Genomic DNA, 19,493 nt, shown 5'->3' with positions numbered 1-19,493 from the left:
TCCTCCGGACAATGGACTACGCCGTCACCATTCCGACCAAGGCAACGTCCGTTTGATTGATGAACTTATCGAGCTCAGACACCAGCTCAAAATATGATTAACCGGGCAGTTTTACCGCGTTTTTATCCCTGCTCTGCATTGATCCCCGGTTGCTTTTCTACCTTTTATGATAAACACCAACGGGATTATCCCCAGAACCCTTGTTACAATACTTTGCCTAGGAAACTTCTCCCCAACCTTGGTTCAGCTCTAAAATTGCCCATTTTGACCAAGAAAAACCGCTAGGATAGGGCAAATTTAAGACAACCCTAACTTTGTCTTTTACTCAACCTTTTTTAATTTACTCCCCCCACCATTGCACCATGGCGATCGCCTCAATCTTTCAAGGGATTTTGCCCTATTACAAGAAACCATTTTGGCGCAATTTCCTTTTAGGTCTGCTGGTAAGTTTGGCGATCGTTCACCCTTTTCCCCTGTTTAGCCAACTCCAAGCCCAAAACGTCTTTCCAGAAATCCGGGGGGTATGGATCACCAATAACGACACTGTTAGATTTTTAGACGAGGGCCGCACCCAGGAATCCATCAACCTGTTGGCGGACTTAAACTTCAACACCATCTACCCCGTAGTCTGGAACTCCGGCTATGTGCTCTACGAAAGCGAATTTGCCAAAAGGGAAGGATTGCAACCCTTTAGCCCCAGGGGAGATCAAGGTCAGGACGTGCTAGCAGATATCATCGCCAAAGCCCACCGCCGCAATATGTTGGTTTTGCCCTGGTTTGAATTTGGCTTTAAGGCTCCCCCGATGTCGGAACTGGTCAAACGCCATCCTTGGTGGTTTACCCAAAAGCGAGATGGCAGTAAAACGTCTGTGAGCGCCGCCGGAGAAGTGATGTGGATGAATCCTTTTCACCCCCAGGTACAGGCTTTTATTACCCAACTGGTGATGGATGCGGTCAATAAATACGATTTGGACGGAGTTCAGTTCGACGATCACACCGCCCTGCCCAACGAATTTGGCTATGATAATTACACCGTTTCCTTATACCAACAGGAAATGAAAAAAGCGCCCCCAAGCAACCCCAAAGATCCAGCCTGGATTCGCTGGCGAGCCGATAAAATTACTGCCTTCATGGTGCAGTTAAATGCTCGCATAAAAGCCGCTAAACCAAACATTCTCCTATCCGTTTCCCCCGCCACTTACAACTTGGCTTACAACACTTTTTTGCAGGATTGGTTGGATTGGATCCGCAAAGGCATTGTTGACGAAGTGATAGTTCAGGTTTACCGCACAAGCTTGCCCAACTTCACCGAACCGATTCAACGCCCCGAATTTCGCGAAGCTAAAACCCTGATTCCCACCGCGGTCGGCATCCTCACTGGATTGCCCACTAAGCAAATTTCCATGCCCCTGGTGAATGACAAGGTTTATGCGGCCCGGGCCCAGGGCATGGGGGCTTCTTTTTTCTATTACCAAACCCTCTGGGACGTTGCACCAGAGGAAAAGGATTATCGTATTCAGTCCTTTCGTCGTCTATTTGCCTCCCCAGCCCCCCGCAGTTTAGCTAGAATTGCCCCGCCCCCACCGGCAACCCCTGTTCCTTCTGCTCCCCCCAGCAATCCGCCCCCCACTTCCCAAGGTACCCCTGCCCCTCCTTTGCAGGGCATTCCCATCCCCGTCCAAATGCCAGGCGCTCCAGCCCCGACGAATAACCCTGTGACTCCTAATCCACCTCCACCAACCCCAGTTCCCCAGGAACCGGGGGGTTTTGCACCGGAACCAGTTTTGGACGACTCCATTCCCATAGATTGGTATTAGCATTGTCCTGGTTGCCCATGCCCCATGGCCCTTGCCTCTAGCCCACTCTCTAGCAGTTAATGGAACTGGGAAAGATTCAGTCCGATAACCATAAATTTGCTTAGAACAGTGGAAAACCTTGCTTTGACCGCTTTCTTTCAGGGTATTTTGGGCGCTTCTAGCATGGCCTTGGGGGCTTTAATTGCTGTGGCTTGGCAACCGGGACGAAAATTTCTAGCGGCGGTGATGGCCTTTGGCAGTGGTACTTTGATGGCGGCGATCGCCTTGGAAATTGCCAGTTCTGTTTACCGTAGTGCCAACGTGGTGGTCTTGGTGGGAGGTTTTTTGTTCGGGGGAGTGTTGTTTATTAGTTTAAGTAAATACATTGATGAACATGGGGGATTTTTACGCAAACCCGCCGTTAGTCGTCGCTATGTGGTAGAACACCAAATTATTGAATCCCATGAGCTGGTGGACCACCTTGCCCATAGTGAGGTGATGAACGCCTTGCCCGAGGAGGAAAAGCATCAGCTAGCGGCCCTACTGACTCCCCACCACGCCCCACCGGGGGAACCACTCTGCCGAGAAGGAGACCAGGGGGATTATTTTTATTTGATCGGTGGCGGTGAAGCGGACGTGTATAAGGGGACAACCTGGGTTAATCGACTGAAATCCGGCGATATTTTTGGGGAAATGTCTTTACTCACTGGGGAGCCCCGATCCGCCACGGTGGTGGCCGTCACTCCCATGGAACTGTATCAGTTGGACAAGGAAAATTTTGCCCATATTCTCAGCCAGTCTCCCCATCTGGCCCTGGCCCTGAGTCGCAAGCTCGCCCGCCGTTTGCAGTTGGCCACGGACTTTGAAGAAATTGTTCCTCCCACAGATACGGTTTCGGTGTTGGAACCATTGGCAGAAGGCGATCGCCAGGTGTTGGCCAAATTGGCCCAAAGTTCTGCCCCCATGGCAATTTTGGTGGGCACACTGTTTGATAACATTCCGGAATCCATGGTGATCGGCATGAATACCCATATCACTCCCTGGGGGGGCGCTTTTTTGTTTGCTGTGTTTATTTCTAATTTTCCCGAAGCCCTTTCCAGTTCCTTTGGCATGAAGCAGGCCGGCATTTCCAACCGCAGAATTTTAACTCTCTGGTTTGGGGCGGTGGTGGCCAGTGGTCTCATTGCCATCGTGGGCTACTCCATTGGCCAGAGTGGCACCCTATTACTGGTGGCCGTGGCCCAGGCGATCGCCGGCGGGGGAATTTTAGCCATGTTGGCCAGCACCATGATGCCGGAAGCCTACGAATTAGGGGGCAGTTCCGTGGCCTATGCCACCATTATTGGGTTTTTAGCAGGGTTTCTGATTTCTGCTTCCCATCTATAGATTCCTTGGGTTCTTTCCCCTAAAAATCCCCCTCTTCCCCGTGTTCTTCCGCCCCATCCTCCGTTTCCACCGGAAAAACGGCATTGATCAACGACAATTTTTCCCGCACCTGTTGGTCGATGGTGGCGGCGATTTCCGGATTTTCCTCTAGATATTTGATGGCATTATCCCGACCCTGGGCGATGTTTTCGCCGTTGTAGCTATACCAAGCCCCTTTGCGGGTAATCACATCACATTTTTCCGCTAGGTCAATGGTGCAACCCATGCGGGAAATGCCCTGGCCAAAGATAATGTCAAATTCAGCAATGCGGAAGGGGGGAGCCACCTTATTTTTGGCCACTTTTACCTTGGCCCGGATACCGTATTCCCCTTCGGTGCCTTTTTTCAGGGTTTGAATACGGCGAATGTCTAAACGGACGGAGGCGTAGAATTTCAACGCATTACCTCCGGTGGTTACTTCAGGACTGCCGTAGGTGACGCCAATTTTTTGTCTTAACTGGTTGAGGAAAATCACCAAACAGCCCGATCGCCCGATGTTACCAGCAATTTTCCGCATGGCCTTACTCATCAAGCGAGCTTGGGAACCCACCGACGTATCCCCCATTTCCCCTTCAATTTCCGCCCGGGGTACCAGGGCCGCCACCGAATCCACCACAATGATATCCACCGCAGTGGAACGCACTAACTGGTCAACAATTTCCAGGGCCGACTCGCCGTTATCGGGCTGGGCCACTAAGAGGTTATCAATGTCCACCCCCAAGGCTTTGGAATAAACGGGGTCAAGGGCATGTTCTGCATCCACAAAGGCCGCGACTCCCCCTGCCTGTTGGGTGGCCGCCACCGCATGGAGGGCCAAGGTGGTTTTTCCCGAACTTTCCGGGCCGTAAATTTCCACAATCCTACCCTTGGGCAACCCCCCTCCCAGGGCCAAATCCAGAGTTAGGGCGCCGGTGGAAATGGTTTCAACCCGCATTTGGGTGGCATCCCCCAAGCGCATAATGGCTCCCTTGCCGAAGCTCCGCTCAATCTGAGCTAGGGCGGCGTTGAGGGCTTTTTCACGGTCGGAAATATTGGTGCTAGCCATGGATGTATGGGGATTACAGAAGGAGATTCTATCTTAGATGCTCGGGAAAAAATTCTAACTTAATCCTAGGCCTAGGGGCGGTCAAATTGGGCGAATCGATAAAATAGACTAGCTGAAGATCCTAGAACCGAGGTAACGGTGATTGAATTTCGGGAAAGTCTCAAAATGGCCACTAGCATGTTGCTGGCCAATAAGCTTCGTAGCAGTTTGACTATGTTGGGCATTGTCATTGGCAATGCGTCCGTGGTGGCCATGTTGGGCATTGGCCAGGGAGCCCAGGAGTTGGCCACTTCCCAGTTGGAAGATTTGGGCCCCAATGTGTTGTTTGTATTGCCCGGTTCCCAACGTAACCGTCGAGCTAGTTTCAATTTACCGAAAACTTTGGTTTTGAGTGACGCAGAGGCGATCGCCGCTCAAGTACCCAGTGTGGCCGGGGTGGCCCCGGAAATTAACCGCAGATTATTGGTGTCCCATCGGAGCTTGAACACTAATGCAACGGTGGTGGGCACTACCCCTGAATATCCCGCTATCCGTAATTTTTCCGTGGCCCAGGGCCGCTTTCTCAATATTCTGGATCTGGAGCGCCATCGCCGGGTGGCCGTACTGGGGAGTGAAATTACCGATCGCCTTTATCAAACCCAAACTCCCCTCGGTCAGAATATTCGCATCAACAATATTACCTTTGAAGTCATTGGCGTCATGGAAACCAAGGGTTCTTCTTTGGGTAGTAACCAAGATGAATTTATTTTCATTCCCCTGGATACCATGGTGGCCCAACTGGTGGGCCGGACTTCCCCCTACGGTATCGAATTAAGTTGGATCAACGTTAAAGCCCAGGATGGGGATTCCGTGCGGGCGGCCACTTTCCAAATGGAAAACCTCCTACGTTTGCGCCACAATATCCAAAACGGAGAAGATGACTTTGGCGTTAGTTCTGCTAAACAAATGCTAGATATTGTCAACACTATCACCGGGGGATTGACCATTCTCCTGGCGGCGATCGCCGGTATTTCCCTGATTGTGGGGGGCATTGGCGTGATGAATATTATGTTGGTGTCCGTGACAGAACGCACCCAGGAAATTGGCCTGCGTAAAGCCCTCGGGGCCGGGGAACAGGACATTCTCAGTCAGTTTCTCATTGAAGCAGTGATCGTTTCCGCCAGTGGCGGGGTAATTGGTGTCGTATTAGGCATGGCCATTGTGGCGATCGTTGGGGCCCTTTCCCCCCTAATCACCATTATTTCCCCCACCGCTGTGGTAGTGTCCCTGACCATTTCCGGCAGCATTGGTCTCTTTTTTGGCGTTGTCCCCGCCCGTCAAGCGGCGAAATTAGACCCCATTGTGGCCTTGCGTAATGCCTAGGAGAATCTATTTAGTTATTGAACTAAGTAGGTGAGGCTAAATCTAAATATTTACAAAATCTCCCCGTCCTACGGAATCCCCCCTTATCAAGGGGGGTTGGGGGGATAGAGTGCAAAACTTATGCTTAGTTTAATTACACCTACCTACTCAGTGGGAAAACAACACCTTGGATTACCGCCAAAACCCGGCCCTAGGCTAGGGAAATACTGCGGGTGCAAGCCCAATTGCTGGGCAAAGTGGAAGGCCAACCCATGCGAATGGCTTCGGGACAGATGGTGGTAACGGTTAACTGACAATCAATCAACTGAAAGCCCTCTTTTTCGCACTGCTTCAAACTCTGCTTGAGGATGGAATCGTTCTTAAATTCAATGGTGCGGTTACATTGCACACAGACCACATGGTGATGGTGATGGGGCGAAGCTTGTTGTAGTTCGTAGTGCTTGTGCCCCTCCGCCAATTCCAACTCCCGCAGAATGCCCATGCGGGACATCAACTTAACACTGCGATAAACTGTGGAAAGGCTAATCTTTTCCTTTTCTTCTTCCAGACGGTGGTGTAACTCCTCGGCACTGAGGTGTTCCCCTTCTGGTAGATTTTGAAAAATATTGAGGATTTTTTCCCGCTGGGGAGTCAGTCGCCAGCCACGGGCATTGAGTTCGGCTTTGAGGGAATCGGCGGTGTAGGACATGTTCTATGGGGGCGCTTAGAAGCAGTCTGGGCGATGGGATCCATCATAGTCGCTAGCCTCGGTAGTTGCAATAGTGGAATCTTATTGAGAATAGATCCCATAAAAAGTTTCATTTATGTTTCCCCTTCTAAAAGTCTGACCATGTTACATTCCGCCGTCATTCCTCCCCAGCGTTATTTTGCATACCTGACTTGGACGGACATTGAGGCTCTGCCGGATAAGGATAAAACCATTATTATTCAGCCCCTGGGTTCCATTGAACAGCACGGCCCCCATTTGCCATTGGTGGTGGATGCGGCCATTTCGGAGGGGGTTTTGGGTAAGGCTCTGCAAACTTTGGGGGCAGAAATTCCGGCCTATGTCCTCCCAACTTTGTACTATGGCAAGTCCAACGAACATATTGGTTTCCCTGGGGTCATTACCCTCAGTGCAGAAACTTTGTTGGCTATTCTTAAGGAAGTGGCGGCTAGTTTGTATCAATCGGGCTTCCGGAAATGGATTTTGCTCAACTCCCACGGCGGTCAGATTCAGGTGTTGGAAATTGCGGCTCGGGATCTGCATCAAACTTACCCAGATTTGCAAATTTTCCCTTTCTTTACTTGGCGCATGCCCCATTGTGCGGCGGATTTGCTTACTCCCAAGGAGATGGCCCACGGCATCCATGCGGGGGATGGGGAAACCAGCTTGATGATGGCCATCTGGCCGGAGCTTGTGCGAGAAGATCGCTTAGTAAAAGAATTTCCCCAGGGGATTCCCGCCGACGGTGAACTGTTGAGCATGGAAGGAAGTTTGCCCTTTGCTTGGCTAACTAAGGAAGTGAGTTGCAGTGGGGTGATGGGGGATGCCACTGTAGCCACCAAAGAGAAAGGGGAAGTTTTGTTGGATTGTCTGGCCGATGGTTGTCGTCAGGCGATCGAGGCGGTGTATCACTTCCAACCCCCTAGTCTGAACAGAAACAGAAAAGGTTAAGGGAGACCAACTCCTGGGGGATAATGGGGGACGGAAAAATTACCAAGAGGAGAAGGCAATGGCCCGTTTAGCCCTGCTGAGTGTGTCCGACAAAAGTGGCATTGTGGAACTGGCCCAACGGCTAGTGAATGAATTTCAGTTTGACCTGATCAGTAGTGGTGGTACCGCCAAAACCCTCCAAGAAGCCGGGGTTCCTGTCACTAAGGTGAGTGATTACACTGGGGCACCGGAAATTTTGGGCGGTCGGGTGAAAACATTGCATCCCCGCATCCATGGGGGCATTTTGGCCCGGCGAGATTTAGCCAGCGACCAGGCGGATTTACAAGCCAACGATATTCGTCCTTTGGATTTGGTGGTGGTTAATCTTTATCCTTTTGAGCAGACCATTGCTAAATCGGGGGTAACGGTGGCCGAAGCGGTGGAACAGATTGACATCGGTGGCCCTGCTATGATTCGAGCCACCGCCAAAAATTTTGCCCATACCACCGTCCTCACCAACCCCAGCCAGTACGAAGCTTATTTGACTACTTTGCGAGAACAGGGGGAAATTCCCTTAGCTTTGCGCCAACAATTTGCCGGAGAAGCCTTTGCCCTCACCAATGCCTACGACCAGGCGATCGCCAATTATTTCAGCAGTTTAGCTGGGGATGGGGCGGCCAGATTCGGCATTAGTGGTACATTGCGCCAGCCGTTGCGGTACGGGGAAAATCCCCACCAGAGTGCTGGCTGGTATCAAACAGGACGAGAGGCGACGGGGTGGGCTAAGGCCGAGAAACTCCAGGGCAAAGAACTGAGCTATAACAATTTGGTGGATTTGGAAGCGGCCCGGCGCATCATTAACGAATTTGACTCCAGTGAACCGGCGGCGGTGATTTTAAAACATACCAATCCCTGTGGCGTGGCCTTGGCTCCCACCTTGGTAGGAGCATATCAAAAGGCTTTTGATGCCGATGCCACCTCCGCGTTTGGGGGCATTGTGGCCCTGAATCAACCCCTGGACGGCCCAACGGCGGCGGCAATGGTCAAAACCTTTTTGGAATGTATTGTCGCCCCCAGTTGTAATGCTGAAGCCAGGGAAATCTTAGCGAAGAAAAATAATTTGCGGGTCTTAATTCTCCCCGATCTGGCCACCGGCCCCAGTCAAACTATTAAGGCGATCGCCGGAGGATTTTTAGTACAATCATCGGACGATGAACGGGAAGATCCCAGTACCTGGCAGGTGGTGACGGAAAAACAACCCAGTGCGGCAGAGTTGGCGGAATTGGCCTTTGCCTGGAAAGTGTGCAAACACGTTAAATCCAACGCCATCACCATTACCAAAAATAAAACTACCCTGGGGGTGGGAGCAGGGCAAATGAACCGAGTTGGCTCTGTGGAAATTGCCCTGAAACAAGCGGGATCAGAAGCCCAGGGAGCTTGCCTGGCCAGTGATGCCTTCTTTCCCTTTGACGATTCTGTCCGCACCGCCGCGGCGGCGGGCATTACCACAATCATCCAACCAGGAGGTTCTATGCGGGATCAGGATTCCATCCAAGCGGCCAACGAATTGGGCTTAGTGATGATTTTCACTGGCCTACGCCATTTCCTCCACTAGACTGTGTTTGAAAAGTCCCCTAGCTTCACAACGACTTTGAAGTTAGGGGAAACCAAGACAAACCCTAGAACCCTCGAGACTCAGCGACTTCATTGGGAGACACAATTCACCCTTAGCAAAACTTTCCCGGACTTGGCCGATGCTAGCCTCAATTCTTGACAGATTGTTTACCCAACCCAACTTTTTAGGGCCCAACCCAGTATCAAACCCAGGCCACCAAAGCGGATTATTTGCCAAAACACATCCCCCATCAAGCCCCGCCGTAGACCATCCCAAAACATTTTTTGCAACTGGCGATCGGTCAATAATTCACTCTCCAATTCCAGGGACAAAGCCTCCAACTCCGAGCGAATACGGGCCAATTCCTGCTCCAATTCCGCCTGGGCTTCCCCCTGGAGCCTGGTTTCCACATCGGCACGATATTCCTGAATTTGTTGTTGCTTGGCTCTCTGGGATTGAACCTCATCGTAACGGGTTTGCAGTTTTTGCAAAGCCTGGGTCAGGGCGGCCAGGGCTAAGCCAAAATTGCTATCACTATCTCCGTTCGGTGCGACAAAAGTTTCTTCCATAGCAAGTTACGACGGGTCAAAGTCAGAAATGGCCACTAAGGTTGTACGGAAGCGATGACAGTGCGGTGCCGGGGACTATTGGACTGAATACTTACCTGGTCAAAACCGGCTTCCAATAATTCCTGCTCCACATCCAAAGCAAAATACTGGTCCATAAAAGGTTCTGTGCTTTTCAGCAGGGTCATAATATGGGCCGGCATGGTCAGATAAGCCTGGGAGCGGGGATTCATATCCATAAAAGTGAAATGGCCGCCGGTTTTTACTAAGCGCCGGGCTTCGCGAAAAATGCGCCGGGTGGGTTCCTGGGGCATTTCGTGGAACAGCAGAAAAGCGGAAACTAGGTCAAAACTTTGAGCCTGTAGTCCAGTGGCTTCCGGTAGAGCATGCACCCAATTAATGTCGGCTCCTTTTTCCTGGCCATGATGATGGGCAAGGGTGACGTAGTAGGGGGAAAAGTCCAACCCGGTTAATGCCGCTTTCGGGTAACAGGCTTGCAAAGTGAAGCTACTCAGGCCCACAGTGCAATGCAAATCAAGAATGGTTTGGGGAGCCTGGGGCAATTGAGCCAGTAAAACATCGTGGTAACTACGCCGTAACTGAGCGTCCCCCTGGGCCCCTGCTTCTGGATAAAGACTGGAATGAACCGCATTGGCGGCCACTTCAAATTCAAAAGCCGCATCCCAACACATGTGGCCCTGGTCATAGCCATGGAAAGAGGCGTTGTAATAGTCGGGATAGGTGAGGTCTTGGTTAACGACTGATCCCCAATCCCCTTGCCAATCCTGCTGTTGGTATTGTTTCACCGTCTCCCGCCAGGGGATGCCGAGTCGCTCCGCCCGCTTGATCATCATGGAGCGGGCTTGCCATTTGGCCACGTTCCACAGGGGCTTGACGGCCAATAGGCCATTGACGACATGACTCATGGCAGTGGGGGCAGGGGTGGCGGTGCTGACAGTCATGGAATGCTTTAATGGGACTAGGGAAAATTGTCGCTGAAAAATCCAAACCTGTCTAGGCATGGGCATCAAGCGGCGATCGCCTAGGGCAATTTCGGTGTTGAGCCATGACCGGTAAACAGTTACACCAGTTGATTGTGGACAAATGGGGTTATTCCTTCGATGTGCAATTGCGACGCATCAAAGACCGCATTTTTCTACAGATTATGTGGCGGTACCTCGAACAGGCCTCCTTTCCCCTCTCCGAAGAGGATTATTTCGCTAACCTAGAGGCGATCGCCCAGTATCTCCAGGCCTGGGGAGGGGGGGAACAGGTGCAACAGTTCATCGCCCAAACCAAAGAAAAACCCCGCCTAGGTAAAGCAGTTAGTATTCCCCTGGAACTTGGGGCCAGGGCCGCAGAATGGTTTATTTGAAAGCTGGACAAGCTAGGAGCATAGGGCATTGCTATGGTTACCCCACTAAAGCTACTCAACAATCGCTACCGAATTATTGAAACCCTAGGAAGAGGGGGGTTTGGGGAAACTTTTTTAGCCCGGGATACCCACATGCCCTCGGCCCGGAAGTGTGTGATCAAACACCTGAAGCCGGTGCTGGAAAATCCGGAAATTCCTTCATGGTTAAGGGACAGATTCCACCGAGAAGCGGCCATCTTAGAAGAATTGGGAGAGAACCATGGACAGATTCCCCAACTATATGCCTATTTCAGTGAAGGGGAAGATTTCTACCTTGTGCAGGAGTGGATTCCTGGGCTGACCCTCACCCAAGCCCATGTCCAAAGGGGGAATTTTTCCAGCACAGCGGTGGAGGAATTGCTACTAGGCATTTTGCCGGTGTTGCAGTTTATCCATCAACGGCGCATTATCCACCGGGATATCAAGCCCGACAATATTATCCTGCGGGAAACCGATGGTAAGCCAATTTTGATTGATTTTGGCATTATTAAAGAAACCATGGGCACATTGGTCAATCCCGATGGCCGCAGTGCCTATTCCGTGGCGTTGGGTACCCCCGGTTACATGGCTTCAGAGCAAGCCGCTGGACGGCCCGTTTTTTCCAGCGATCTGTACAGTTTGGGCCTAACGGCTATTTTTTTGCTTACGGGTAAAACCCCCCAATATTTGACCAGTGACAGTCGCACTGGAGAAATTCTTTGGCGACAGGGAGCGCCCCAAGTCAGCCCTACCCTGGCTAAGGTCATAGACCAGGCAGTGCGCTACCATCCCAGGGAAAGATTTAGTTCCGCTACCGCCATGGCCCAGGCCCTCCAGGGCAATTTTAGTACTGTGCCCATGACCAAAGGCGATCGCCAGGGAAATACCGTTGCCAATGGCAAGGCCAAACCTAGCCACCAACCCACTGCCCCAACCCTAGTGGTGGGCACCCCCTACAATGCCAACGACACCCAAGCCACTAAAGTTTACAGTCAGGAATTTACTGGATATACCGAAACCCAGGAGGGTTCACCACTGATGAAATGGGTTGTTATGCCCCTTGTCGTACTGCTAGTTATTGGCGGTGGCATGGCGGCGGGGTTTTGGGTAACCAGTCAACGGCGCAATAATCCTCCTCCAGCGGTGGAAGAACCCACAGAGGAAACTCCCATTCCACTGCCCTCTTTGGAACCCAGACCCAATTTATTTGAAACCCCTAGCCCTATTCCCACTCCAGCAACCCCCAGCCCGGAGCCAACTCCCAGTCTCACCCCAGAACCGACTCCAACTCCGACAGAAGATAAACTGACTCCCATGGAGCCGGAACCTAGTTTGGACAATCCTGCCCCCATACCCGAGCCCAAGCCTAGTCCATCCCCTACCATTAGCCCCCAACCATCACCAACTATTTCTATTCCCGTTACCCCTGCTCCTACACCAAAACCCAGTCCTTCTCCCACCCCCAAGCCGACCACTCCTCCCCAGATTGCCCCCACTCCCCAGCCCGGCAATACGGTGCCAGTGATCCCCCCACCGGAAAATCCCAGTACCGGGACTCAGCCCAACCTGCCGGCCCCCCCAGCGGCGGAAAAGCCCATCGACCCCGAGCAAAATTAGGGATTTATACTAAAAATGGAAACTATGGGCGAGCGAAAACCTAGCTCCATGTCCGTCGTTTCGTTCACTCTGTCAATAATTAGCCAACATTAAGCCGAGGAGACGCCCCATGAAATTATCCAGCAAAAACATAGATGCCCGTCTCGACACGGTTTACGATGCCATCGTTTTAGGGGGAGGCATGGGGGGGCTGTCTGCGGCCATATATCTAGCCCGCTATGGTCTGAAATGTCTGGTGGTGGAAAAAGGGCGGGGCCGATCCTTCTGGATGCAAGATTTACGCAACTATGTGGGGCTAGACCCTGATACCCCAGGGCGGGACATTATCACCCACAGCACCCAACAAGCTCTTCACTGGGGCGCAGATTTGTTGCGGGGTTATGTGGAAGATGTGACCGATGAGGGAGATAACCTCGCAGTAAAGGTGAAGGTGGGCAAAAAAGATAGTCAGTACCCAATTTTTCGGGCTAGATATGTGATCGCCGCCACGGGCATTATCGACAATCTGCCCCAGTTGGAAAATATGCAAAATGTCTATGACTATGCTGGTTATACCCTGCATGTTTGCATGATTTGTGACGGCTTTGATATGTGGGATCAAAAGGCTGTCTTGATTGCGGGTACCGAAGGGCAAATTAATGCCGCCTTTGTTTTGAATTGGTTTACCCCCTATATTTCCGTGTTGACCCACGGACTTTGCACTGTCAGTGATGAAATGAAAGCCAAGTTAGCAGACCATGGTTATCCCCTCTACGAAGCGGCGATCGCCAAGTTTTTAGGGGAGGACCACAAAATGAGCGGGGTGCAATTGGTGGATGGCACTGTGGTGGAAGCGACAACAGGTTTGATCAATATGGGTTCTGTGTACCACAACCATTACCTTAAGGGTATAGAGGGCCTGGAATGGGACGGGGAAAATTTGGTTACCAATGACATGGCCCAAACTAGCCATCCGCGCATTTTTGCCCTGGGAGATTTGAAAAAGGGCTTAAATCAGGTGTCCGTGGCAGTGGCCGATGGCACCCTGGCCGCTACCCAAATTTGGCGCAATATCCGCCGGGCCAGTGAACCCCGCAAATGGATTCATTAATCAAAAAGCAAGTTTGACAGGCTGTCTTTTGACCCTTGGCCAATACTTTGCCTAGGATGGGGAACATTCTTTTAGAAGTAATTTACTGAGTTCCCCCTCCCTATGGAAAGTCCCCTTGAAACCAAGCCGCCAAAGGACAATCAGTCTATGGATTGCGGCAATGTTGACCCTTCCCGTAAATGGTACCAAGCCCGCCTGTTTTCCTTTGGCATCACTCCAACGGGTTATGTGGCGGTGGGGGTGGCTCCCATGGGGGTAGTGGCCATTGGCATTGTTCCGATGGGGGTAATTTCCGTCGGCATGGTGGGCATGGGGGCGATCGCCGCTGGATTTGTCACCATGGGAATGGTAGCTTTTGGCGACGTAAGTATGTCCTATTTTGGTGGCCACAAAGGGGGTAAGGGTCATGGAGCAGTGCCAGCCCAGGACATGCCTGTGATGGAAAAGCCCATGGAGCAACCCATGGATCACAGCAATCACTAATCACTCAAGCTAGAATTGGGGAAGCTTTTTCACCGTTTCCCAAGTTCCATGTTCTCCTCCCTTGTTTCCGGTGGTTTAACCCTCGCTCTGGCCATTTTTCCCGTGGAAGCTGGAGATCCGGGGCCAACGATTCAACTTAATATCCCCACGCTCCAGGCCCAGGCGATCAACCTCAACGAAGTGCAACGGCAACTGGAGCAAAATCCCCAATTGGTTCAACAGGCAGAGCAATTGTTGCGGGAAAATCCGGACTTGGTGGTTAAAACCATGGAGCAAATATTGAGGAATAATCCCACCCTCATTCAAGAAATCCAAGCCATGCCAGGGCTGATGAATGAGATGGCTCGCCAAGGGGCCGGCATCATCGATTATTTACAAAGGAATCCCGAACTGTTTCACCAATTGGAACAAATGCTGGTGGTGCCCCAATAGGAAGTTAGCCTTAATATTTGAAAAAATGAGGCTACTACCAGTACCAGGTTTAACCCTTTTTTTTAATTAAGGAAAGGAAAATTTGTCTACGTTTTAAATGGGGGTCGGTAAGTAGGGTTGACATAAAATGAGATATTTTTTTGTATATTACTTCAGAATATAATCGAGGAAATCTTAACAATATTCTTGCCCTTGAATGAGCTTAATTAAGCATTCCGGCGATGGTTCCCATTGTAAAAGGTTTATCATGGGGGTCTATTGTTATATTTCTAGCCATGTCCTTCGTCGGTCTCCATATCCACAGTGACTATAGCCTCCTGGATGGGGCTTCCCAATTACCCGCCCTGATTGACCGGGCCATTGAGTTGGGGATGCCGGCGATCGCCTTGACGGATCATGGGGTGATGTATGGGGCGGTGGAGTTGCTGAAAGTCTGCCGGGGCAAACCGATTAAACCCATCATCGGCAACGAAATGTATGTGATTAATGGTGACATTGAAATTAATAAGCGTCACCGCCGTTTCCACCAAGTAGTTTTAGCAAAAAATAATCAGGGTTACAGAAATTTAGTTAAACTCACCACCATTTCTAACTTGAAAGGAATCCAGGGTAGCGGCATTTTTGCCCGTCCTTGCATTAATAAAGAGTTGCTAGAGCAATACAAGGAAGGGTTGATAGTTACCAGTGCTTGCCTGGGAGGAGAAGTGCCCCAGGCCATTTTAAAAGGCGATTTAGACCAAGCCAGAAAAGTAGCCAAATGGTATAAAGATTTATTTGGCGATGACTACTATTTAGAAATCCAAGACCACGGTTCTGTGGAAGACCGCTTAGTTAACATTAACTTGGTCAAAATTGCCCAGGAATTAGATATTAAAATTGTTGCCACTAACGATTCCCATTTTATTTCTTGCAACGATGTGGAAGCCCATGACGCCCTCCTTTGTATTCAAACCGGTAAGTTAATTACTGAAGAAAAAAGATTACGTTACAGCGGCACAGAATATCTTAAATCCGCTGAGGAAATGCGTTTGCTCTTTCGGGATCATTTACCGGACGATATCATCGAAACGGCGATCGCCAACACAGTGGAAGTGGCCGACAAAATTGAAGCCTACAGCATTTTAGGGGAACCCCGCATCCCCCATTATCCCATTCCCCCCAACCATACCCCCGAAACCTATGTGGAAGACATTGCTTGGGATGGTCTGTTGGAACGGTTGAAATGTCGCGAAAGGGCTGACATTCCTGCGGCGTATAAAGAGCGTTTGGAATATGAATTAAGAATGCTAGAAAAAATGGGTTTTTGTACCTATTTTCTGGTGGTCTGGGATTACATTAAATATGCCCGAGACCATGGTATTCCTGTGGGGCCAGGACGGGGGTCAGCGGCGGGTTCTTTGGTGGCCTATTGCATGAAAATTACCAACATTGACCCGGTACATCATGGACTAATTTTTGAACGTTTCCTGAACCCAGAACGAAAATCGATGCCCGATGTGGATACGGATTTTTGCATTGATCGCCGAGATGAAATGATTGAGTATGTGACCCAAAAGTATGGGGAAGATAAAGTTGCCCAAATTATTACTTTTAACCGCATGACTTCCAAAGCAGTGCTCAAGGACGTGGCTAGGGTGCTGGATATTCCCTATGCAGAATCGGACAAAATGGCGAAAATGATCCCTGTTTCCCGGGGTAAACCGGCTAAATTAAAGGTGATGATTTCCGATCAAACCCCTGAGCCCCAATTTAAAGCCCGCTATGATAACGAACCTTGGGTAAAAAAATGGATCGATATGGCCATTCGCATTGAAGGAACTAACAAAACCTTTGGTGTCCATGCGGCTGGGGTAGTAATTTCTTCCGAACCATTGGATCAAATTGTACCGTTGCAAAAAAATAATGATGGAGCTGTAATTACCCAGTATTACATGGAAGATGTAGAAGCCATGGGTCTGTTGAAAATGGATTTTTTGGGCTTGAAAAATCTAACTACCCTACAGCGAGCAGTGGAGTTAGTAGCAGAAACTAAGGGCGTCCAATTAGATTTAGATGACTTACCCTTACAGGAACGAAAAGCCTTACAAATTCGTGCCCGCACCGGTTTAAAAAAGTTACCCGATGACGTTAAAAATACCCACAAATTATTAGAAGCAGGGGATTTAGAAGGCATTTTTCAATTGGAATCCCAGGGAATGAAACAGATTGTGCGGGATCTAAAACCTTCCGGCATTGAGGATATTTCATCTATTTTGGCTTTGTACCGTCCTGGGCCATTGGATGCGGGGTTAATTCCTATTTTTATTAACCGTAAACACGGCCGGGAAGAAATTTCCTATCAACATAAACTTTTGGAACCCATTCTTAACGAGACCTATGGGGTGCTCGTGTACCAAGAACAGATCATGAAAATGGCCCAAGATTTAGCGGGATATTCCCTAGGGGAAGCGGATTTATTGCGGCGGGCTATGGGCAAAAAGAAAGCTGAAGAAATGCAAAAACATCGGGCTAAATTTGTTGATGGCTCTGCTAAAAACGGAGTACCTTCCCGCACGGCGGAAAACTTATTTGACCAGATGGTTAAGTTTGCAGAATATTGCCTCAGCTTTGATACCGAAATTTTAACGGTGGAATATGGGCCTTTACCAATCGGCCAAATTGTCGAGCAGGAAATTAATTGCTCTGTGTATAGCGTTGATTCGGAGGGGAGAGTTTACACCCAGGCGATCGCCCAATGGCATGACCGGGGAGAGCAGGAAGTGTTTGAATATGAATTAGCCGATGGTTCTGTGATCCGAGCCACCCCTGATCACCGCTTTTTAACCACCGATTATCAACTGTTGGCGATCGAAGAAATTTTTGCCAAGCAACTGGACTTGCTAACTTTGGCCAATGTTGAGCAAACTGAAGAAGCCCTTGACAGTCATGGTCTTCCCTCTCCATTGCTTAACGCTGGGAGAATCACATAAATATTCTGTACGAAACTGCGTCCCTATTTGAAGCACAAATGCCCGATGCGAAATTACTGCAAGGATGGAGTCCGCAATTCTAACCGAGGAAGGGATTACAATGTGAAGGCGATTTAATTGATCACACTCCCATTGTCCTGCCCCCATGACCGACGTCCCCGTTAGCCGCATTCGCAATTTTTCCATCATTGCCCACATTGACCACGGTAAATCTACCTTGGCCGATCGCCTGTTGCAGGTGACAGATACGGTGCAACAACGGGAAATGAAGGAGCAGTTCCTGGACAATATGGATTTAGAACGGGAGCGGGGCATCACCATCAAGCTCCAAGCCGCCCGCATGAATTACAAAGCGAAGGACGGCCAGGATTACGTGCTGAATCTCATCGACACCCCGGGCCATGTGGACTTTTCCTACGAAGTGTCCCGGTCCCTGGCCGCCTGTGAAGGGGCGTTGCTGGTGGTGGATGCGTCCCAGGGGGTGGAAGCCCAAACCTTAGCCAACGTTTACCTGGCGTTGGACAATAACCTGGAAATTATTCCGGTGTTAAACAAAATTGATTTGCCCAGTGCAGAGCCAGACCGGGTAGCGGCGGAAATCGAAGAAGTGGTGGGGCTAGATTGCACTGATATCATCCAAGCTTCCGCCAAGGCAGGCATTGGGGTGAACGACATCCTCGAGGCGATCGTCCAACAGGTTCCTCCGCCGGCCGATACAGTGGACCAACCCCTGCGGGCCTTAATTTTTGACAGTTATTACGATGCTTATCGGGGGGTAATAGTCTATTTCCGGGTGATGGACGGTCAGGTTAAAAAGGGCGATAAGGTGCGCCTAATGGCCTCTGATAAGGAATATGTCATTGATGAATTGGGGGTTTTATCCCCCACCCAGGTGCAGGTGGAAGCACTACACGCCGGAGAAGTGGGCTATTTTGCGGCGGCCATTAAGGCGGTGGCCGATGCCAGGGTAGGGGACACCATTACCATGGCCAACAGTCCGGCGGCGGCACCCTTACCGGGCTATACCGAAGCCAACCCCATGGTTTTTTGTGGGTTATTCCCCATTGATGCGGATCAGTATCCCGATTTAAAGGATGCGTTGGAAAAGTTAAAACTCAATGATGCGGCCCTGTCCTATGAACCGGAAACATCCAGCGCCATGGGTTTTGGCTTCCGTTGCGGATTTCTTGGTTTACTGCACATGGAAATTGTCCAAGAACGGTTGGAACGGGAATATAACCTGGATTTGATCACCACTGCCCCGTCGGTAATTTACCGAGTCACCACCACCGAGGAGGAAGTGATTGAGGTGGATAATCCCAGTCTATTGCCCCCCATTCAAAAACGATTGAAGGTGGAAGAACCGTTCATCAAGGTGGAAATGATTACCCCGGAAACCTATGTGGGTACTTTGATGGAGCTTTGTCAAAGTCGGCGGGGGGTATTCAAGGATATGAAATTTTTCACCCAAACCCGTACCGCATTGATCTATGAATTACCCCTGGCGGAGGTGGTGACAGACTTTTTTGATCAGCTTAAATCCCGCACCAAGGGCTATGCCAGCATGGAATATCAATTAATTGGCTACCGGGAAAATCCCTTAGTTAAATTGGATATTTTAGTGAATGGGGATGGGGTGGACGCCCTGGCCATGATTGTCCACCGGGATAAGGCCTATTATGTGGGGCGGGCCATGGTTAGTAAGTTAAAAGAATTAATTCCCCGCCATCAATTCAAAGTACCCATCCAAGCGGCGATCGGGGCCAAGGTCATTGCCAGTGAGCATATTCCTGCCCTACGGAAAGATGTGTTGGCTAAGTGCTACGGCGGCGATATTTCCCGTAAGAAAAAGCTGTTACAAAAACAAGCCAAAGGTAAAAAACGCATGAAGGCGATCGGGACGGTGGATGTGCCCCAGGAAGCTTTTATGGCTGTGTTGAAGCTAGATGCCCAATAGTTTCCAGTCCTACCTACCATTGGCGATCGCCTGGGGTAGACCAGGGAAAACATTTGTCTAAATATGGTTTTGTAATGTGGCGCTCATTCTTTTTTCAGGGGGAGACC

The 19,493-nt window shown here is 50.3% G+C and carries 16 protein-coding genes; 12 read left to right on the top strand and 4 right to left on the bottom strand.

Annotated features, from left to right (window positions below):
- The first annotated feature begins 314 nt into the window (after positions 1-314).
- Together IQE94_RS17095 and IQE94_RS17090 are read left to right on the top strand one after the other, a co-directional pair.
- Positions 315-1,817, top strand: coding sequence for a family 10 glycosylhydrolase (locus IQE94_RS17095; RefSeq protein ID WP_223342388.1), 1,503 nt, complete (start codon positions 315-317; stop codon positions 1,815-1,817).
- Between the two features lie 108 nt (positions 1,818-1,925).
- Positions 1,926-3,182, top strand: coding sequence for a cyclic nucleotide-binding domain-containing protein (locus IQE94_RS17090; RefSeq protein ID WP_223342387.1), 1,257 nt, complete (start codon positions 1,926-1,928; stop codon positions 3,180-3,182).
- Positions 3,183-3,201: 19 nt separating this feature from the next.
- Here IQE94_RS17090 and recA read toward each other — a convergent pair whose 3' ends face one another.
- Positions 3,202-4,266, bottom strand: coding sequence for a recombinase RecA (recA, locus tag IQE94_RS17085; RefSeq protein ID WP_212719479.1), 1,065 nt, complete (start codon positions 4,264-4,266; stop codon positions 3,202-3,204).
- 138 nt (positions 4,267-4,404) lie between these two features.
- Here recA and IQE94_RS17080 point away from each other — a divergent pair, with 138 nt between their 5' ends.
- Entirely contained in the window at positions 4,405-5,628 is a 1,224-nt protein-coding gene (locus IQE94_RS17080; RefSeq protein ID WP_223342386.1) for an ABC transporter permease, read from the top strand.
- 190 nt (positions 5,629-5,818) lie between these two features.
- Here IQE94_RS17080 and IQE94_RS17075 read toward each other — a convergent pair whose 3' ends face one another.
- Positions 5,819-6,316: a transcriptional repressor gene (locus IQE94_RS17075; RefSeq protein WP_190599169.1), complete on the bottom strand. Its 498-nt coding sequence runs from the start codon at positions 6,314-6,316 to the stop codon at positions 5,819-5,821.
- Between the two features lie 141 nt (positions 6,317-6,457).
- Here IQE94_RS17075 and IQE94_RS17070 point away from each other — a divergent pair, with 141 nt between their 5' ends.
- Entirely contained in the window at positions 6,458-7,285 is an 828-nt protein-coding gene (locus IQE94_RS17070) for a creatininase family protein (RefSeq protein WP_212719482.1), read from the top strand.
- Between the two features lie 58 nt (positions 7,286-7,343).
- Positions 7,344-8,879 (top strand): bifunctional phosphoribosylaminoimidazolecarboxamide formyltransferase/IMP cyclohydrolase, encoded by a 1,536-nt coding sequence (gene purH / locus IQE94_RS17065; RefSeq protein WP_223342385.1) that lies wholly within the window; start codon positions 7,344-7,346, stop codon positions 8,877-8,879.
- A 167-nt stretch (positions 8,880-9,046) separates the two neighbouring features.
- Here the strand turns inward: purH and IQE94_RS17060 are convergent, their stop codons facing one another.
- Positions 9,047-9,448: a hypothetical protein gene (locus tag IQE94_RS17060; RefSeq protein WP_223342384.1), complete on the bottom strand. Its 402-nt coding sequence runs from the start codon at positions 9,446-9,448 to the stop codon at positions 9,047-9,049.
- Positions 9,449-9,483: 35 nt separating this feature from the next.
- Positions 9,484-10,467: a class I SAM-dependent methyltransferase gene (locus IQE94_RS17055; RefSeq protein WP_212719491.1), complete on the bottom strand. Its 984-nt coding sequence runs from the start codon at positions 10,465-10,467 to the stop codon at positions 9,484-9,486.
- Between the two features lie 44 nt (positions 10,468-10,511).
- Between IQE94_RS17055 and IQE94_RS17050 the strand changes: the two genes are divergently transcribed.
- The 7 genes from IQE94_RS17050 to lepA all read left to right on the top strand — a co-directional run bounded on the left by IQE94_RS17050 (position 10,512) and on the right by lepA (position 19,386).
- Positions 10,512-10,820 (top strand): DUF3067 family protein, encoded by a 309-nt coding sequence (locus tag IQE94_RS17050; RefSeq protein WP_010874344.1) that lies wholly within the window; start codon positions 10,512-10,514, stop codon positions 10,818-10,820.
- A 33-nt stretch (positions 10,821-10,853) separates the two neighbouring features.
- Positions 10,854-12,455: a serine/threonine-protein kinase gene (locus tag IQE94_RS17045; protein ID WP_223342383.1), complete on the top strand. Its 1,602-nt coding sequence runs from the start codon at positions 10,854-10,856 to the stop codon at positions 12,453-12,455.
- A gap of 109 nt (positions 12,456-12,564) precedes the next feature.
- Entirely contained in the window at positions 12,565-13,545 is a 981-nt protein-coding gene (locus IQE94_RS17040) for an NAD(P)/FAD-dependent oxidoreductase (RefSeq protein ID WP_223342382.1), read from the top strand.
- Positions 13,546-13,647: 102 nt separating this feature from the next.
- Positions 13,648-14,028 (top strand): hypothetical protein, encoded by a 381-nt coding sequence (locus IQE94_RS17035; protein WP_212719524.1) that lies wholly within the window; start codon positions 13,648-13,650, stop codon positions 14,026-14,028.
- Positions 14,029-14,076: 48 nt separating this feature from the next.
- Positions 14,077-14,460: a hypothetical protein gene (locus IQE94_RS17030; protein WP_212719527.1), complete on the top strand. Its 384-nt coding sequence runs from the start codon at positions 14,077-14,079 to the stop codon at positions 14,458-14,460.
- 275 nt (positions 14,461-14,735) lie between these two features.
- Complete coding sequence (locus IQE94_RS17025; RefSeq protein WP_212719529.1) at positions 14,736-17,429, top strand: DNA polymerase III subunit alpha; 2,694 nt, start codon at positions 14,736-14,738, stop codon at positions 17,427-17,429.
- A gap of 145 nt (positions 17,430-17,574) precedes the next feature.
- Positions 17,575-19,386, top strand: coding sequence for a translation elongation factor 4 (lepA, locus tag IQE94_RS17020; RefSeq protein ID WP_212719532.1), 1,812 nt, complete (start codon positions 17,575-17,577; stop codon positions 19,384-19,386).
- Positions 19,387-19,493: the final 107 nt, after the last annotated feature.

It is taken from the genome of Synechocystis sp. PCC 7339, from assembly GCF_019924095.1.
Lineage (GTDB): Bacteria > Cyanobacteriota > Cyanobacteriia > Cyanobacteriales > Microcystaceae > Synechocystis.
The sequence above is the reverse complement of the archived record's forward strand: the minus strand, read 5'-3'. Positions and strand labels throughout refer to the sequence as shown.

What these genes read in the sequence shown, in the direction of transcription:
- recA (WP_212719479.1), bottom strand. Translation starts at nt 4,266, where the DNA reads ATGGCTAGCACCAATATTTCCGACCGTGAAAAAGCCCTCAACGCCGCC.
- IQE94_RS17075 (WP_190599169.1), bottom strand. Translation starts at nt 6,316, where the DNA reads ATGTCCTACACCGCCGATTCCCTCAAAGCCGAACTCAATGCCCGTGGC.
- IQE94_RS17070 (WP_212719482.1), top strand. Translation starts at nt 6,458, where the DNA reads ATGTTACATTCCGCCGTCATTCCTCCCCAGCGTTATTTTGCATACCTG.
- purH (WP_223342385.1), top strand. Translation starts at nt 7,344, where the DNA reads ATGGCCCGTTTAGCCCTGCTGAGTGTGTCCGACAAAAGTGGCATTGTG.
- IQE94_RS17060 (WP_223342384.1), bottom strand. Translation starts at nt 9,448, where the DNA reads ATGGAAGAAACTTTTGTCGCACCGAACGGAGATAGTGATAGCAATTTT.
- IQE94_RS17055 (WP_212719491.1), bottom strand. Translation starts at nt 10,467, where the DNA reads ATGCCTAGACAGGTTTGGATTTTTCAGCGACAATTTTCCCTAGTCCCA.
- IQE94_RS17050 (WP_010874344.1), top strand. Translation starts at nt 10,512, where the DNA reads ATGACCGGTAAACAGTTACACCAGTTGATTGTGGACAAATGGGGTTAT.
- IQE94_RS17045 (WP_223342383.1), top strand. Translation starts at nt 10,854, where the DNA reads ATGGTTACCCCACTAAAGCTACTCAACAATCGCTACCGAATTATTGAA.
- IQE94_RS17040 (WP_223342382.1), top strand. Translation starts at nt 12,565, where the DNA reads ATGAAATTATCCAGCAAAAACATAGATGCCCGTCTCGACACGGTTTAC.
- IQE94_RS17035 (WP_212719524.1), top strand. Translation starts at nt 13,648, where the DNA reads ATGGAAAGTCCCCTTGAAACCAAGCCGCCAAAGGACAATCAGTCTATG.
- IQE94_RS17030 (WP_212719527.1), top strand. Translation starts at nt 14,077, where the DNA reads ATGTTCTCCTCCCTTGTTTCCGGTGGTTTAACCCTCGCTCTGGCCATT.
- IQE94_RS17025 (WP_212719529.1), top strand. Translation starts at nt 14,736, where the DNA reads ATGTCCTTCGTCGGTCTCCATATCCACAGTGACTATAGCCTCCTGGAT.
- lepA (WP_212719532.1), top strand. Translation starts at nt 17,575, where the DNA reads ATGACCGACGTCCCCGTTAGCCGCATTCGCAATTTTTCCATCATTGCC.